16 protein-coding genes are annotated in these 15,678 nt (G+C 44.6%); 13 read left to right on the forward strand and 3 right to left on the reverse strand.

The features are described 5' to 3' along the window. Positions 1–109 precede the first annotated feature (109 nt). Complete coding sequence (locus AC55NX_RS05410; RefSeq protein WP_496994819.1) at positions 110–223, reverse strand: winged helix-turn-helix transcriptional regulator; 114 nt, start codon at positions 221–223, stop codon at positions 110–112. 119 nt (positions 224–342) lie between these two features. Between AC55NX_RS05410 and AC55NX_RS05415 the strand changes: the two genes are divergently transcribed. The 8 genes from AC55NX_RS05415 (at position 343) to AC55NX_RS05450 (ending at position 7,737) form a co-directional block, all read left to right on the forward strand. After that, positions 343–699 (forward strand): hypothetical protein, encoded by a 357-nt coding sequence (locus tag AC55NX_RS05415; RefSeq protein WP_496994820.1) that lies wholly within the window; start codon positions 343–345, stop codon positions 697–699. A 146-nt stretch (positions 700–845) separates the two neighbouring features. Next, complete coding sequence (locus AC55NX_RS05420; protein WP_496994821.1) at positions 846–1,199, forward strand: Hpt domain-containing protein; 354 nt, start codon at positions 846–848, stop codon at positions 1,197–1,199. A 10-nt stretch (positions 1,200–1,209) separates the two neighbouring features. Next, complete coding sequence (locus tag AC55NX_RS05425; RefSeq protein WP_496994822.1) at positions 1,210–2,364, forward strand: HDOD domain-containing protein; 1,155 nt, start codon at positions 1,210–1,212, stop codon at positions 2,362–2,364. A 108-nt stretch (positions 2,365–2,472) separates the two neighbouring features. Next, positions 2,473–2,838: a response regulator gene (locus tag AC55NX_RS05430; RefSeq protein WP_496994823.1), complete on the forward strand. Its 366-nt coding sequence runs from the start codon at positions 2,473–2,475 to the stop codon at positions 2,836–2,838. Continuing rightward, a complete protein-coding gene (locus AC55NX_RS05435; protein WP_496994824.1) occupies positions 2,835–3,416 on the forward strand; it encodes a chemotaxis protein CheC in 582 nt (193 codons plus the stop codon). The genes AC55NX_RS05430 and AC55NX_RS05435 overlap by 4 nt, the downstream gene beginning before the upstream one ends. 8 nt (positions 3,417–3,424) lie before the next feature. Continuing rightward, entirely contained in the window at positions 3,425–4,744 is a 1,320-nt protein-coding gene (locus AC55NX_RS05440) for a sensor histidine kinase (protein ID WP_496994825.1), read from the forward strand. A gap of 44 nt (positions 4,745–4,788) precedes the next feature. Further along, a complete protein-coding gene (locus AC55NX_RS05445) occupies positions 4,789–6,102 on the forward strand; it encodes a sensor histidine kinase (RefSeq protein ID WP_496994826.1) in 1,314 nt (437 codons plus the stop codon). Positions 6,103–6,393: 291 nt separating this feature from the next. Beyond that, positions 6,394–7,737, forward strand: a complete 1,344-nt coding sequence (locus tag AC55NX_RS05450) for a response regulator (RefSeq protein ID WP_496994827.1) — start codon at positions 6,394–6,396, stop codon at positions 7,735–7,737. 36 nt (positions 7,738–7,773) lie between these two features. Here AC55NX_RS05450 and thiD read toward each other — a convergent pair whose 3' ends face one another. Next, complete coding sequence (gene thiD, locus AC55NX_RS05455) at positions 7,774–8,616, reverse strand: bifunctional hydroxymethylpyrimidine kinase/phosphomethylpyrimidine kinase (protein WP_496994828.1); 843 nt, start codon at positions 8,614–8,616, stop codon at positions 7,774–7,776. Positions 8,617–8,945: 329 nt separating this feature from the next. Between thiD and AC55NX_RS05460 the strand changes: the two genes are divergently transcribed. The 4 genes from AC55NX_RS05460 to AC55NX_RS05475 all read left to right on the forward strand — a co-directional run bounded on the left by AC55NX_RS05460 (position 8,946) and on the right by AC55NX_RS05475 (position 12,889). Further along, positions 8,946–9,998 carry a FecCD family ABC transporter permease gene (locus tag AC55NX_RS05460; protein ID WP_496994829.1) on the forward strand — a complete coding sequence of 351 codons (1,053 nt, stop codon included), beginning with the start codon at positions 8,946–8,948 and terminating at the stop codon, positions 9,996–9,998. Between the two features lie 2 nt (positions 9,999–10,000). Next, positions 10,001–10,789, forward strand: a complete 789-nt coding sequence (locus tag AC55NX_RS05465) for an ABC transporter ATP-binding protein (RefSeq protein WP_496994830.1) — start codon at positions 10,001–10,003, stop codon at positions 10,787–10,789. Between the two features lie 149 nt (positions 10,790–10,938). Next, on the forward strand, positions 10,939–11,613 hold the full coding sequence (locus AC55NX_RS05470; RefSeq protein WP_496994831.1) for a response regulator transcription factor: 675 nt from the start codon (positions 10,939–10,941) through the stop codon (positions 11,611–11,613). 1 nt (position 11,614) lies between these two features. Continuing rightward, complete coding sequence (locus AC55NX_RS05475) at positions 11,615–12,889, forward strand: sensor histidine kinase (protein WP_496994832.1); 1,275 nt, start codon at positions 11,615–11,617, stop codon at positions 12,887–12,889. Between the two features lie 65 nt (positions 12,890–12,954). Here the strand turns inward: AC55NX_RS05475 and AC55NX_RS05480 are convergent, their stop codons facing one another. After that, positions 12,955–14,394, reverse strand: coding sequence for a sucrose-specific PTS transporter subunit IIBC (locus AC55NX_RS05480; RefSeq protein ID WP_496994833.1), 1,440 nt, complete (start codon positions 14,392–14,394; stop codon positions 12,955–12,957). 281 nt (positions 14,395–14,675) lie between these two features. On the opposite strand from AC55NX_RS05480, the gene AC55NX_RS05485 reads away from it, so the two are divergent. Further along, on the forward strand, positions 14,676–15,662 hold the full coding sequence (locus tag AC55NX_RS05485; protein WP_496994834.1) for a LacI family DNA-binding transcriptional regulator: 987 nt from the start codon (positions 14,676–14,678) through the stop codon (positions 15,660–15,662). The last annotated feature ends 16 nt before the right edge of the window (positions 15,663–15,678 follow it).

Consider the following 15,678-nt stretch of genomic DNA (forward strand, 5'->3'; position numbering starts at 1 on the left):
CCTGAAGTGGTGATTTGTGTGCTATCCGTGCCTGATCATATTGATGTTGAATACTCTGGATATCGATAATATTGTCTTCGAGCCCTTACAAGGACCGCTGCTTTTTGTGTCACGGTGGGCCATGCGGGGTGAGCTGATATTCGAATTCGACATGAGGTGGTGGATGAGCAATCCGCGTTAGAAAACCATCACGTTCTAAAGTTTGCAGCGTCTGCGACAGCATCTTTTCACTAATCCCGGTAATTTTCTTCCTGAGTTCATGAGTTCACTTAATACCAAAAAAGCGATGTCGCGTGCCGTCATGCAGCAATTAATACCAAAATCCCCCAACGACCGGTGATCATGGTTTCACACTGGCTGAATTTGCGGATTATCTGTCTGAAGCTACGGGACAATCAATTGCTTATCAGAATTTGTCTGAAGCCGACTCTTGTCCACGCGTTGGAAAGTGCTGGTGTTCCAGCACCATTTTCAATGGTGTTAGGAAACGCTGAAACCGGGGCAGCCACGGGAGATCTGTTGAGTATATCAAGTGATCTCAGCTATCTTCTGAACCGTCCGGGCACCCCCGTTGATGTGACGATTAAAGAGACGCCGTCAGAGATTGCTGAGTCGCGGAATCGACAGCCTGTTATGATGATCGCTGCATCGATTAATCCCTCGGAGGCAACTTTCGGGGGATTTTTTATTTTCCCCTGACAGAACATCGAGATTTCTGTTAACAGGCGCACTGTTTTGGCCCTTCGCGTTGCTGAGAATCAGCTACACTAAACCTAACGCATTGAGAAAACAGCGTTCGTAAATATCACGTATCGTTTTTAGCTCAGTTACCATGGGGAATTATCATGGCGAACTTACAGTATTTCCAGCCGGCAAGGGTTGCAGATATGGTTGGGGAAGAGAATGTTGGTGAGATGCTTAGCGGTTATCTAACTTCACTGGACGAGTCACTGTCCCAACTGCGATCTTACTGGCAGGAAGGTGATGTACAGCATGTCAGGATGACATCTCACCGGATGAAATCATCAGCCCGCTTTATTGGTGCTGATGAGCTGGCTGAGGTCCTCCAGAAAATTGAAACGGATTCGCTTAATGAAGCGGATAATATTTGTGCGCAGACGACTCAGCTCAGTGTGGTTGAACAATGGTGTCATGAGTTGACACGAGAGATTAACCATTATTTAGAGTCTGCGAGTTAAGGATTGGACTATGGCAAGTCTTGAAGTTGTATGTGTTGATGACGATGAATTTATGTTAAAAGCCATTGGCCGTCTGGTTCGTCGTTTACGTCCCGAATGGCGGTTTCTTCTCCTCGATGAGCCGATGCGGTGGGAGGAGATCATGGCGGCTTCTGAGATTGAGCATCCAGCGATCTTTATTTCTGATTTATTGATGCCAAAGAAGCGTGGGGATGCGTTGCTCAATGAAGTCAAAATGAATTTGCCGGAGTCAATCCGGGTACTATTGACGGGAGATACAACGCAAGAATTACCTCAAAAAGCTCACGGTTATGCCCACTTTGTCTTACCTAAACCATTTACTCAGGAAGATTTTGAGCATCTGTTTCAGTGTGCCGAACGTTTACATAAAATGCCGTTTAATGCCGAATGTCGTCAGAAGTTGGGTTCTTTATCCGGTTTGCCGGTACTGCCGAATACCGTTCATGAATTGCAGGGTGTGATCGCCTCACCCAATTGTGATATGCATTTAATGGCGGATGTTATTAGTCATGAACCCTCGTTAGTCGCCCGGATCTTTCAAATTGCCAATTCATCTTACTTTGGGTTCAGAAGACATACCGATTCACTCTCTGAAGCGGTCAGCCGACTTGGAGCGACATTGATTGAAACAATTGCTGTTTCTTTATTAACTCAAATCCCTCATCACCGGGTTTCACCGAGTCAGCATAAGCAGGTCGCAGAACGAGCCTTGAAGGTTGGATCGATTGCAAGATCGATCGCAAAAGAGATGAATCTTGCCCGTCGTGAACAGGATAAAGTGTTTGTTGCCAGTCTATTAACGTCTATCGGCACTCTGCTTGTGTTGGAAGAAGGTGCGACGCTTGAAAATATCAGAACATATCTGGGGTTGCAGGAAGGTTACTATGACCACCATGTTGCGGCGGCTTACCTGCTGATTTTATGGGGATATGAGATCGATATCGGTGACATGATTCTATCTCAGAGCCATATCGATTTCCTCAGTCAGAATGAGACGGTCGTGTACGGAAGCATTGTCGGTTTGGCTTACATGATTGAGAAATTCAAAACTGAGACACAACTCAAGCAAGTCGCTGAGCAATTACCCGATTTTGTTGGTAACGCCGTGTTGGCGTTAATCCCTTTATTATTAGAAACAGCATAAGTATTAGAAATAGCATACAAAATGATAAAAAATATGATTAAAAACAATATGATGACAAATAATGTCACAACAGCGTTGATGATTTCTTGAATGTGAGGGGAGATGCCAATGGCAATCAATGTAACGATAGCAGATGATTCAAAAATGTCGCGTAAGTCAGTGATGAGAGCCTTACCTGAGCGGTGGGATGTGAATATTTATGAAGCGTCAAACGGGAAAGAGGCGATCAGCAATTATAATCAGGGACTCGCGGATGTCATGTTTCTCGATTTAACCATGCCTGAAATGGATGGTTTTCAGGTGTTGGAGCACCTGCATCAGATTGATGCTAAAAGTGTGGTGATCGTGATTAGTGCAGATATTCAGCCTTATTCTCAGGAAAGAGTCAAACAATTAGGTGCTGCGTCATTTATTCAGAAGCCGTTAGACCCGACGCAATTGGAGCATGTATTACATGGGGTAGGATTGTTATGAATACGGTTTTTTCTGCAGATCATCAAGATGCGCTTCAAGAGTTTATGAATATATCGATGGGGAGAGCAGCGAATAAGCTCGCGACCTTATTGGATCTCCATGTTACCATTTCTGTGCCAAACATTCGTTTAGCCACCGATGAAGACTTAGCCCGTTTGAAAAAATCAGAGATGGATTACTATTATACGCGACAATCATTTTTTGGTGGTATGGATGGTGAGCTGATTACCTTGATCAGCCGTCTCGGATGTCAACAGGTCGTGGCGGATCTGAACCGCGTCAAAGGGTATACTTCAGATTCAATCAATGTAGACGAAAGTATTCTCGACATCTCAAATATTTTGTCTGGGGCAAGTCTTAAAGGGTTGTGTGAACAAATCGAAGTCAAAACTAAAATTCAGCCACCAGTGCTATTTGAACCCTCGAAACAGCCTTTACCCGTGTCTGAGTGGAAACTTTCGTTGATTATGGAAATTTCGTTTCTGATTGAAAAAGATTCGTTTGCAGCGAGAACGATTATCTGTTTTGCTGACAGAGAATTAGACAGGATGCTTGAGCGCCTAGATGAATTATTATAGGAGTCAGTATGGCTAAAAGTAGGTTATTGCTGTCAGATCTATTAGACCAGCTCAATTTTGCATTGTGTATTATTCGCAATGATTACGTGATTGTTAAAGCAAATGAGTATTTTCAGTCACGAGCAATCTATGCAGGTGATACGATGCAAGGGCAAAATATTCTGACGCTTTTCCCTCAGTCTGCTGATTATCTGAAGCGAAAGATTGATACCGCATTAGTGATTGAGTCATCGAGTTTTTCATCATGGGAGCAAAAACCACACGTCTTGCCTTTCAAAAGTTCTCGCCCGGTCTCAGGTGAAGAGGAACAAATGTTCCAAAACCTGGAAGTGATCCCTATTCATAATGAAGATGGCTCTATTGAGCATGTTTGTCTTTGTATTTATGACGTGACGATTCAAGCCAGCCAGCAAGCACAGCTGCGGAAGATTTCACAACAGTTGGAAGCCGAGCATCAAGAACAAAAAACGTTGATTAAGAAACTGGAAGATACTCAAGGGCAATTAATCCAATCTGAAAAAATGGCATCTATCGGCCAGTTATCAGCGGGGATTGCTCATGAGATTAATAATCCGGTCGGTTTTATTACATCGAATATTCAGACCCTACATGATTACTTTCAACGCTTGGCTCAAGTCATTGATAAGATGAAAAAGATGATTGATGAAGCAGGTGACAGTGCGTTGGCAGAACATTGTGAGGCCGTGTTACATCAGCAGCAAGTTAACTTTATTTTGGAAGATACATCAGATTTAATTCAGGAGTCATTGGAAGGTTCATCCCGAGTGATGTCTATTGTGAAAAACCTGAAAGATTTCTCACATATTGATGGTTCGGAGTGGGGATACGCCAGCATTGTGAATGGTATTGAATCGACACTGAAAATTATTCATAACGAGATTAAATACAGTATTACGATTGAAAAAGATTACCAGGCTGATGTTCCGGATGTTTATTGTCAGCCCATGCAAATCAATCAGGTGCTGCTGAACATTTTATTGAACGCCAGTCAGGCGATTGAAGGGGAAGGGACGATTTATATCTCCGTTCATCAAGCCAATAATCACTATGTTGAAATTCGGATTCGTGATACGGGGACGGGCATTCCTCCTGAAATTCAGGATCGCATCTTTGACCCTTTCTTTACCACAAAAGCCGTTGGATCCGGCACTGGGTTGGGATTATCTGTCTCTTATGGAATTATTAAAACACATAAGGGTACAATTGCTGTCCAGAGTGAGGTCGGGGCTGGCAGTGAATTTATTATTCAGCTCCCTATCGATGAAGTGACTGCAACCGATGAAGCCGTTGAACAAGCAACAAGTTGAGTCACGTTTTCTGGTTTTGGCCTGAATACTGAAGGACCGATAATGTGGGACATTCGTCAATAGAAAACGACATTCAAGTCAAGCCAGTGATTCTCTCCGAAGCAGGGCCGTTATGTGCAGAACAAGATTTTGCTCTGGATATCCTGCGGCTGATGCTGACAACGGAGAGTCAGGACGACAGCCTCGATCTGTTTGTGGACTTCATGAGCGAGACCTTTCCGGATACAGACGTCTATCTATTTGCTATCCATGAGTTGGGTTCTCTTCGTTTGATACGCTCTCGTCCGGTATTGACCGGTCCGGTCCGAGACCACTTCTTCCCGACGTTCACTCAAGACGAGCTCTGTTTCATTGAGCAACTCGAACGATCCAGTTTCTGGACTGAACACTATGCACCTTTTTTCCCGACAATGAGCAAAGCGCTGATTGTGACGGTTCAGATTCGTTCTCGTCATTACATGATGCTCCTGACTTCCGACTCTGAAGTGCTGTGGCAGCAGAGCAGCTTAGGGACATTGCATTACATTATTGAAGTGGTGAAGGTTGCACTTACTTATATTACGTCGACCGAGATGATGTATCACAATCGGGATGTTGAACAGACCGAGAAATTTGCCTCTTTAGGGAAATTAGCGGCTGGTGTTGCTCACGAAATTAATAATCCTCTGGGATTCATCATGAGTAATTTAGGCACGTTAAGTGCCTATATGAGGCAATTTAAACAGTCCGTTTCGACACTGTCTGAGACACAAAAATCATCCGTAGAAGAGATGCTGGATGATAGTGCAGATATCATCTCAGAGACGCTTGAAGGACTCACCCGAATTCAGAATGTTGTTTCGAGTTTGAATGTCTATAACCATGTATCCGGTTCAAACGTCGGAGTGGTTGATCTACGGGATGTGATTAGTTCATCGTTGGGACTGATTCTGGGTGAGCTCAAGATGCGGGCTAAGGTTGATTATCAGACACCAGAACGCCCCATGTACGTCAAAGGGCAATCCAATAAGCTGCAACAGGCGTTTATCCACCTGCTCATGAATGCTTTCCAATCGATTACACATACTGATGGAGTCATTCGCATCCGGCTGACATATGAAACCAGTGTGCTCATGCCGAGAAAGCGTAATCTTTGTCTATCGATTCAAGACAATGGTAAAGGGATTCCCGAGGAACATTTGCAACATATTTTTGACCCGTTTTTTACCACCAAGCAAGTGGGGAGCGGTGCCGGATTAGGATTATCTGTTGCCAAAGAAATTATTGAAGAGTATTTCGGTCTCATCTCCATTGAGTCTGAGTTAGGCAAAGGGACTTTAGCTGAGATTCGCTTGCCTTGTGTTGTTAGTATGCCTTAGGCGCGATTCGTATATTGATGTTCGTATATTGGCGGGCATTTTATGAGGCTTGATCATGCGTGCTCGGTTCTAAAATTCCTGCCACAGGGAGCTCAAGATTCATTTCTGCGACTAAATCAGGATGAATATGGCAGCTTCCGGTACATTTTTTACCAATCCTTGAAAAGTATAATATAATTGAATTACTTACAGAGAAAATTCCCTTAGCGGTGATTCGGGGTTGGTAGTCCGACCTTATCAGAGTAAGCATCATATTGTTCTGATAAGCTAACAGAAGCGGGAGCGATCATCATGGAAAGTCATGCTACAGCGTCGGAACGACTGACACTGCTCTTATTGGATGATGAAAATGATATTCTGAAAGCGCTTAATCGGGTGCTTCGCCTTGATTATGATGTCGTGAGTTTTAGTGATGGGCGGGAAGCATTGACGTATTTGAAAGAGAACGAAGTCTCAATCATTATTTCCGATATGCGAATGCCCGAGATGGATGGTGCGGAGTTTTTATCTCAGGCGAAAGAAATCGCGCCTGATGCTATCCGTATTCTACTGACCGGATACAGTGATATTCAGTCCACCGTGAGAGCCGTGAATGCCGGTGGCATTCACACTTACATCAGTAAACCTTGGGATAATGAAAATTTAAAACTGATCATTGCTAAGTCTGCTGAGTTTTTCCGCTTAACCAAAGAAAAAGAGCGCTTATCGCAAGAACTCGAAGACCGTAATCAACAGCTTGAAACAATGAATCAGGCGCTGGAAGTATCCAACCAAAAGTTATCCGATTTTAATCATCAACTGGAATTACAAGTCCAAGAAAGAACTCAAGCCTTAAGCACGTCGAATACTCGGCTGGAACTGTTGTTGAAAAGCCGGAATAAAACGTTCAGAGATATTCTGGGCATGGTGACAGCGATTATTCAGCATCGGACGGGGTTCCCTGCCGATCACGCTGAACGGATTGCCAATCAGGCGAAGTCTGTTGCACAACGTCTGAAATTACCGGAGACAGAAATCGGCCATATCTATTTATGTGGACTCATGCACCAGATTGGTCTGATTGGTGCCCGGGATGCGGAAATTGAAATGACCAAAGTCGATCCGGAAAGTCAGGTGCCGATTTCACCGAGTGCCAATGCGGTTGTCGGTGCAACGATTGTCGAACGGATCAAGCGCTTTGAGCCATTAGTCGAGATTATTCGTCATCAGGATGAACTTTATAATGGCTTGGGACGACCCGATCATCTGCGAGGGCCGGAAATACCGATCGGTGCCAGAGTCATTAAAGTGGTGAAAGACTATGACTTTTATGTCGCTTCACCTTATAACCCGAAGAGAATGACCACCCGCAGTGCGCAAGGATACCTGAAGCAACAGGCGGGTGAAATGTATGATCCTAAAGTGGTAGAGGTATATCTTGAGATGCTTAAACAACCCAGTCGGGTTGAAGAAGGTGTCGAGCTTTGTATCGGGCTGAGTGAAATTAAACCGGGTATGGTGATTAAACGCGATCTCTATCTGCCCAACGGTAATCTGATGCTCACCGCAGGACACGCCATTAGTGCCGCATTATTGTCCCGACTGAAATCGATCGAGAAACAAACCAATATGCCGATTACGGTTTATATTGGTTGATTCAGGATACGTCTGAGTGATTGATGGGCGTATTGATTATTGATCGAAAGCGTGTTGATAGAAATGATGTAACGGCCCTTTCCCCCGACCCACATCCAATTGACTTGCATGAAGAATGGCACCGGAAATATAGCGCTTAGCTGCTTCGACGGCTGAAGATAGAGAATAGCCTCGGGCTAAGTAAGAGGCGATGGCTGAAGCAAGAGTACAGCCTGTACCATGCGTATTTTGTTCATCAATCCGAGGTGCGCTAAACATCGTTGTTGTTGTTGCTGTGATCAGCCAGTCTTGGCTGTAATGCGGATCATCGGCATGGCCACCTTTGAGTAAAATGGCAGGTAAACCGAGTCGCTGTAAATCTGCGATCATCCCGGGGCTCGCCCATGTCGGCTCATCGCCTGTATCATCTGTCGGATAACCCAATAGCACTGCCGCTTCCGGAAGGTTTGGCGTGACCAAATCTGCCATCGGGAGCAGTATTTCTTGCAATGGCTTTAAGGCTGCTTGACTCAATAACGCTCGACCGCTGGTTGATAACAGTACTGGGTCGATAACCAAATGGCGGGGACGGACTGCCTGAAGCTTGTTGGCTACCGCTTCTACAATTTCTGCATTGGCGAGCATCCCGATTTTAACGGCCACAATATTTAAGTCAGAGAATACCGCATCAAGCTGTTGTGTCACATGACTGACAGGGAACGGCAATACATCGAATACGCCTTGAGTGTTTTGGGCTGTGGACGCGGTAATCACTGAGCAAGCATAACTGCCCGTAGCGGAGATGGTTTTGATATCGGCCTGAATCCCCGCGCCACCACTACTATCGCTGCCTGCGATAGTCAGCACAACGGGGATCGATGATGGGAAAGACGGAATCATATCTATGTGTCCTTTTAGGTTGTGCAGTAAGAGGTGAGGCCGCTTGAGCGTGAGTGATTTTAAACATCGAATCGTTGTGATATCAACTATCTCATGCTGACAGATATAACATTATTTTGAAAATAAGAATGACTCTCATATTTGTTTATATATAATGCAGCATCTTTCGATTTTCTAAATTAAGCTGATCATCATCAGTGATTTGCGCTTCGAGTCAGATCAATGGGAAATGCTTATGATGATTGTATGGTGGGATTTTGCTGTCCGTGTTACCGATTCATGATAGAAGTTATGGCCTGCTCAAGCCATATTGTCACTGGAGTTAAAACATGCAAGTCAATTTAATGCTTGAAGCTGTTGCGAAACAGAGAGCTAATGAAAGACGGCGTTGGACGGTCATTGGTACCATTTTGGCAGTACTCGCTGTTTCGTTTATTCTCGATGTTGCCACCGGGCCGTCGATGCTTGACGTCTCTCGGGTTAGTAACGCCATACTGCAGTGGTTGGGTTTTTCCGTTTCCGTGGATCCGATGACCCAAGTCATCGTGACCAATCTCAGATTGCCGATTGCCTTGATGGCGGTGATTGTTGGTGGTTCGCTCGGTATTGGTGGCGCGGAAATGCAAACGTTGCTGAATAATTCGATGGCGAGCCCTTATACATTGGGAATGGCTGCCGCCGCCGGGTTTGGTGCAGCGTTGATGCTTTATATGGATTCTCTGGGGCTTGAATCATACATTGCCGTACCACTGGGTGCTTTTTTTTGCTGTATGCTTTCCGCTTGTTTTCTTTTTGCGTTAGCAACGATGCGTCATATTACCTCCGGACAGTTAATTCTGGCCGGGATTGCATTACTTTTCCTGTTTCAATCATTGTTATCACTGGTTCAGTTCGTTTCTTCTCCGGAATTGAGCCAGCAGATTCTGTTTTGGCTATTTGGTAGTCTTTCGAAAGCCACTTGGGTAAACCTGATTATTACCGCAGTCGTGACAGTTATCTGTTTATTGATGTTATTGAAAGACTCCTGGAAACTGACAGCGTTGCGGCTGGGAGAGGAGCGGGCCAAAAGTCTCGGTGTTCATGTTGCTCGTTTGCGCCTGAAAACCCTGTTTATCGTTGCAGTCATGACAGCTACCGCAACCAGTTTTGTCGGCATCATTGGTTTTGTCGGGATTGTCGCACCGAATATTGCCCGGATGTTGGTGGGGGAAGACCAGCGTTTCTTTCTGCCGTTATCCTTTCTGATCGGTGCTTTTTTACTGTCTAGTGCGTCGGTTCTTTCTAAAGTAATTGTCCCCGGCGCATTGTTTCCGATTGGGATTGTGACAGCGATTATTGGTGTACCGTTTTTCTTCTGGCTTATTATTGGTAAAAGGCGTTGATAATGCTGCATGTGACTGACTTAAATTTGAGTATTGATGGGCTAACCTTGGCTGATCAAATGGGTTTCAGCCTTCAGCCCGGCAAAGTAAGCGTCATCATTGGCCCGAATGGCACAGGGAAAAGCACCTTGCTGAAAACCTTGTTTGGCGATATTCGCCCCCAATCCGGAGAAATTGTTTTTGGCGACCAATTACTCCAGCCTAAGAAAATTGCAGCCTGGCGTCAGCAGTTTGGTTATATGCCACAGGATATCCGGCTTGATGTCAGCCTGACAGTGATAGAAGTGGTTTTACTCGGCCAGTTGGATGCATTGAGTTTGCGGGTTGATGATCAAATGCTGGAAGAAGCGCTGACGGCATTGAAGCAAATTGGATTATTACATCTGGCTAACCGGGATGTCCGGACGCTGAGTGGCGGGCAATGTCAGATGATTTTATTTGCGCAGGCATTGATGCGTCGCCCTGAGATTTTAATGTTAGATGAACCGGTGAGTGCATTGGATCTCCATTTTCAACATGTCTTGCTGGATCACCTAGTTGAACGGACGGAAAGTCAGCGCTGGGTGACTCTGATGGTGCTGCATGATTTGAATCTGGCCGCACAATACGCAGATCATTTGCTGGTTCTGAAACAAGGCAAGATTGTTGCGCAAGGATGTCCACAAACTGTATTAACTCCGCAATTGATTCGAGATGTGTATGGTGTGGATGCTGAAGTGACCCATGACCAGCAGGGGACTCCTTTTGTCCGGACATTACGCTCAGGGCGTGTAAATCGCGTAGCAGCATAATATACAGCTTCTTGATGAAGTTAACCGACTCTTAACCAAAATTTTATTACATTGCATGTGGATATTGACACATGTGGCCTGAGTATGCACAGAATGATAATTTGGCAGTTAGGTAAGAATTGCGGGCAAGAGGGTGGTCAGAATTTCAGATGCTGAAAGTATTACTTGTCGAAGATGATTTAGATTTGGCGACGGCTATCATCGATTACATGGCGCTTGAGGAAATTGAAGCGGATTATGCAGCCGATGGGCAGATTGGCTACAATCTTATCACCAGCCATACATATGATGTGATTGTGCTGGATTTAAACCTACCTAAAATAGAGGGGCTGATTGTTTGTGAACGGGTGCGTTCTCAAGGCATTCAATTCCCGATTCTAATGTTGACCGCAAAGGATACGCTTGACGATAAACTACGAGGATTTTCGAAAGGTGCAGATGACTATCTGGTGAAGCCGTTTGAGATGGAGGAGTTGATCGCACGGGTGAAAGTCTTATCGAAAAGAAAGAGCGGACAGGTTTCCAAACTGGTTGTTGAAGATCTGGAGTTAGATTTGGCTGGCAAAGAAGTTCGCCGGGCCGGTGAGTTACTGAAGCTTTCTCCGATCGCGACCAAAATTCTGGAAACTCTGATGCGTGACTCTCCCTCGACTGTTTCTCGGGAAAAACTTATCCAGACGGTTTGGGGCAGTGAACAACCCGATAGCAATAGTTTAAAAGTGCATATTTTCAATCTGCGCAAACAGATCAATAAAGAAGGTTTCAAACCGCTGATCCATACCGTTCCCAGTTTTGGTTTTGCTATCAAACCCGCGGAAGATTGATATGCAAATTCGTCGTAGTCTGAAAATCTATTTTTTGTTTGCTGTAATTTCAGTCGGAGCATTGATGGTGCTTGTGTTTTCTACCTTAGCTACAAGCTTCTTTATCCAAGGTTCTGATATGATCATCCGCTACAGTATGACTCAGATGGCACGAGAAATCGCGAGTTCAGAAATGCAACCGAATAACTTAAAGGGGTTTGTTGTTTATCAACGATGGGAAGATACCCCTGAGCTTGTGAGGAAGCATATCCCAAAATTGCAGACACATCAGGCTTTTGGCAAATATGTGGAGCAGGATAACTGGTTTGATATTCCGACCACAACTGCTTTTGTATTACGTTATGACGATGCATCGAAAGGGACGTTCTATCTCTCTTGGGTTTTTACCGATATCGTTTCTCATCTTCAACAAAATAATACGGATATCAATTATTATCTGCGTATTGTGATTTACGCCATTATTGCGATTACCCTCTTTGCTTTGATTATGGTGGTATTATTGCATCGGATTGCCATTCCGGTTGAGCGTCTTATCGATTGGGCTAGAAAACTCTCTTCCGGTAATCTTCATCGTGCTGCCCCTGATTTTTACTATAACGAGTTAAATAATCTGGCTGAAATTATTCATTCAAGTTTGCAGTCAGTACAAACGGCTCTGAATCGAGAGAAACAATTTTTGTCTCATGCCAGCCATGAGCTGAGAACACCTATCTCGGTGGTCCGAAGTAATAGTCAGTTGATGAAACGTCTTCTGCAAAAAGAGGGAACCGAAGAAAAGCAGCAGGAAGTGCTGGATCGGATTCTTCGGGCAGGCATGACTATGACCGAATTATGTGAAACACTGCTTTGGTTGAATCGGGGCAAGTTTGACAATCTATCGACTGAACCTGTGGATCTGGAAAAATTAGTTCATCAGATCCGTTATGAACTGGATTACCTGGTTCGTGATAAAGAGATTGATATTGTTATCGAAACTGAGCCCGCTAGTTATCAATTGCCTTTGGGTATGGTCAGAATTGTGTTGGGGAACCTGATCAGAAATGCCTTTCAGCATACTTATCATGGTCAGGTAGAAATTGTTCAGCTAGGACAGACGGTTAAAATTAGAAATTACAGTGCCATTGGTGAAACGGACGAAAGCCTCGGGTTCGGCTTAGGGTTGCAACTAACCAGCTGTATTATCGAACATTATCAGTGGCCTTATCATGTTGAAGAGCTGGCTACCGGGAGAGACGTATATATTAGTTTCACCGCTGTTGAGCAAGATAATGAGTAAGTTTGAGCAACGAGAGGCTGAAAAAAAGCCCATCAATGATGGGCTCGGGGGTAGGTGAGAGTATGTTAAGCTACAGCCTTGGCCTGCTGTTTTGCTTTATTTCTCACACCGAGAGCATAAGTTAATCCGAAAGCAGTGATAAACGAAATTACCATACCGATTATATAATAGCTGAGTTTTGCCGGATTAATGGAAATAATTCCCGGTAACCCTGCTGCTCCCAGTGCATGTGCTTTGACATGGAAAAAGGTAATGAAAGCACTGGCGATCGCTGAACCGGTGATTGCTGCAATGAAGGGATAACGCATTTTTAAGTTAACACCGAACATCGCTGGTTCTGTGATACCGAGCAGTGCTGTAATCCCCGATGGGATGGCAATTCCTTTGAGTTTTTGATCTCGGGTCATCATTCCGACAGCGAGAGATGCAGCCCCCTGAGCAACGTTGGACATCGCGGCAATTGGGAAGATAAATGTACCGCCTGTGACTGCAACATCAGCCAGAAGTTGTGTTTCGATCGCAATGAAACTGTGATGCATACCGGTAATCACGAAAGGCGCATAGATCAAGCCGAATATAGCCCCACCGATGAAACCTACTGATTCGTATAACCAGTTCAGACCATCACCTAATAAGAAACCTAAATCTCGTGTGAACGGGCCGACCACTGTAAAAGTGAGGAAGCCAGTAATAAACAGCGACAGTAGCGGTGTAAGCAGATTATCCAGAACCGAAGGAACCACCTTCCGCAGGTTAATTTCAATCTTCGCCAGAATGAATGCACACACAAGAACCGGTAGTACCGAACCTTGGTAGCCGACTTTCTGAATCTCGAAGCCTAAAATATTCCATGACGGGATTGTACCGTGGACGGATGCACTACCAAATCCCCAACCATTGAGTAAATCCGGGTGAACCATCAGCATCCCGAGTGCGGCACCGAGAAATGGGTTGCCACCGAATTTTTTGGTTGCGGAGAACGCCAGTAAGATTGGTAAATAAACAAATGGGGCATTGGCAAAAGTATTGATCATGCTGGCAAGGTCAGCCAGCCCTGGATTGGCGTCAATCAGGGACTGACCATCAATGAATAGACCCTTGGCAGTGAGGACATTAAATATCCCCATCAATAAACCACCGGCAACAATCGCAGGAATAATGGGGACGAAAATGTCAGACAGACCTTTTACGGCACGCTGGACAATATTCTGTTTTTGGGCACCGGCTTGTGCAACATCATTGGTTGACATATCAGCTATTCCGGTTGCTTCTGACATAGCTGCATACACTTGATTGACAATCCCTGAACCAAAAATGATCTGGTATTGCCCTGCGACTTTGAATTGACCTTTGACACCTTCTATTTCACTAATTGCATCTTCATTAACCACGGATTCGTCTTTAAGTGCTAATCTTAAACGAGTTGCACAATGTGCTAATGCTTGGATGTTTTGTTTGCCACCCAGATGCTCTAGCAGCTGTTTCGCGATGACTGGATAGTCCATAACTTACTCCGATTCTGTTATTGGATTATATTTCTGTGTACAGATAATTTTATGTTTTGGGAACGTTTGCAATTCGGATTTTTGTCAATAATTAACAAATGGTCAAAACCATGTGGACTATTCTGTGAGTCAGATCGCTAATGGAACGACGAATTATGATGAAAACAAGGGTAAAATCACGTTGTCACGACTGACGATGACACTTTATCCTCAGTATATCCCAGTTTTTTGTAGCCACCTGGGTATGATTGCAATTGATTCCAAAGTTATAAGGAAGCGGAATGGCGAGTTTACATGATGTCGCAAGGTTAGCTGGTGTTTCAAAATCAACAGTTTCGCGTGTGATTAATAATGAATATGGCGTGAAAGAGGCGACTAAAATCAAAGTATTAGAAGCTGTTTCTCAATGTGGTTATGTTGTCAATCAGGTCGCAAAAGATTTAAAATCCCAGAAAACGAATCTTATCGGTGTTATTGTACCGAGGGTCTCATCACACGCAGCTGCACAGGGTGTCGATGGCTTGACGGCTATTTTTGAGCCAGCAGGAAAACATGTTCTGCTGGCTAATACCCACCAGAATCATAGTAAAGAGCTTGAGTATATCCAGATTTTTAATCAGAAACGGGTTGAAGGTATTGTGTTTTTCGCGACGCATCTGGATATGCCACTGATCAAAGCCATTCAACAGTCATCCGTACCTGTGGTACTCATCGGTCAGGATGGCTCCTTATACGATATTCCCAGTATTATTCATGATGATTTTCGCGTTGGCTATGAAGCCGGACGGCGTTTAATCGCACAAGGGTGTCAGCAAATTGGGTTTATTGGCGTACAAACAGATGACCTTGCTGTAGATGAGCTCCGGTCTCAAGGCTTGAGTAAATCACTGCAAATGCATGAACTACAAGTGATTTTTCATGCCCATGGTGACTTCTCGATTGAATCCGGTTACCGGCTGGCGCGTGAATTCTTACAGACATATCCGGCAACTGACGGGCTGTTCTGTGCGACGGACAGAATCGCAGTCGGGGCGATTAAAGCCCTAAGAGAGATGGGGATCTCTGTCGGAGAGCAGGTGAAAGTGTTGGGGGTTGGTAACGATGAGTTGGCGTATATCAGTAACCCATCGCTTTCCACGTTTAATTACGCCTTCGGCAAGGCCGGAGAAAATGCAGCGAAAATGCTGTTAGACCGAATTGAAGGGCGTGGCAAAGAAATGAGCAAAGTGGTACTGACCTTCGAGAATATTGAACGTGAAACATGTTGAGTATTAAAGAGTTGTG

This window comes from Vibrio rubrogenes (assembly GCF_059641415.1).

Excerpts from the sequence above, each read along its gene's own strand:
- AC55NX_RS05410 (WP_496994819.1), bottom strand. The coding sequence starts at position 223 with ATGCTGTCGCAGACGCTGCAAACTTTAGAACGTGATGGTTTTCTAACG.
- AC55NX_RS05415 (WP_496994820.1), top strand. The coding sequence starts at position 343 with ATGGTTTCACACTGGCTGAATTTGCGGATTATCTGTCTGAAGCTACGG.
- AC55NX_RS05420 (WP_496994821.1), top strand. The coding sequence starts at position 846 with ATGGCGAACTTACAGTATTTCCAGCCGGCAAGGGTTGCAGATATGGTT.
- AC55NX_RS05425 (WP_496994822.1), top strand. The coding sequence starts at position 1,210 with ATGGCAAGTCTTGAAGTTGTATGTGTTGATGACGATGAATTTATGTTA.
- AC55NX_RS05430 (WP_496994823.1), top strand. The coding sequence starts at position 2,473 with ATGGCAATCAATGTAACGATAGCAGATGATTCAAAAATGTCGCGTAAG.
- AC55NX_RS05435 (WP_496994824.1), top strand. The coding sequence starts at position 2,835 with ATGAATACGGTTTTTTCTGCAGATCATCAAGATGCGCTTCAAGAGTTT.
- AC55NX_RS05440 (WP_496994825.1), top strand. The coding sequence starts at position 3,425 with ATGGCTAAAAGTAGGTTATTGCTGTCAGATCTATTAGACCAGCTCAAT.
- AC55NX_RS05450 (WP_496994827.1), top strand. The coding sequence starts at position 6,394 with ATGGAAAGTCATGCTACAGCGTCGGAACGACTGACACTGCTCTTATTG.
- thiD (WP_496994828.1), bottom strand. The coding sequence starts at position 8,616 with ATGATTCCGTCTTTCCCATCATCGATCCCCGTTGTGCTGACTATCGCA.
- AC55NX_RS05460 (WP_496994829.1), top strand. The coding sequence starts at position 8,946 with ATGCAAGTCAATTTAATGCTTGAAGCTGTTGCGAAACAGAGAGCTAAT.
- AC55NX_RS05465 (WP_496994830.1), top strand. The coding sequence starts at position 10,001 with ATGCTGCATGTGACTGACTTAAATTTGAGTATTGATGGGCTAACCTTG.
- AC55NX_RS05470 (WP_496994831.1), top strand. The coding sequence starts at position 10,939 with ATGCTGAAAGTATTACTTGTCGAAGATGATTTAGATTTGGCGACGGCT.
- AC55NX_RS05475 (WP_496994832.1), top strand. The coding sequence starts at position 11,615 with ATGCAAATTCGTCGTAGTCTGAAAATCTATTTTTTGTTTGCTGTAATT.
- AC55NX_RS05480 (WP_496994833.1), bottom strand. The coding sequence starts at position 14,394 with ATGGACTATCCAGTCATCGCGAAACAGCTGCTAGAGCATCTGGGTGGC.
- AC55NX_RS05485 (WP_496994834.1), top strand. The coding sequence starts at position 14,676 with ATGGCGAGTTTACATGATGTCGCAAGGTTAGCTGGTGTTTCAAAATCA.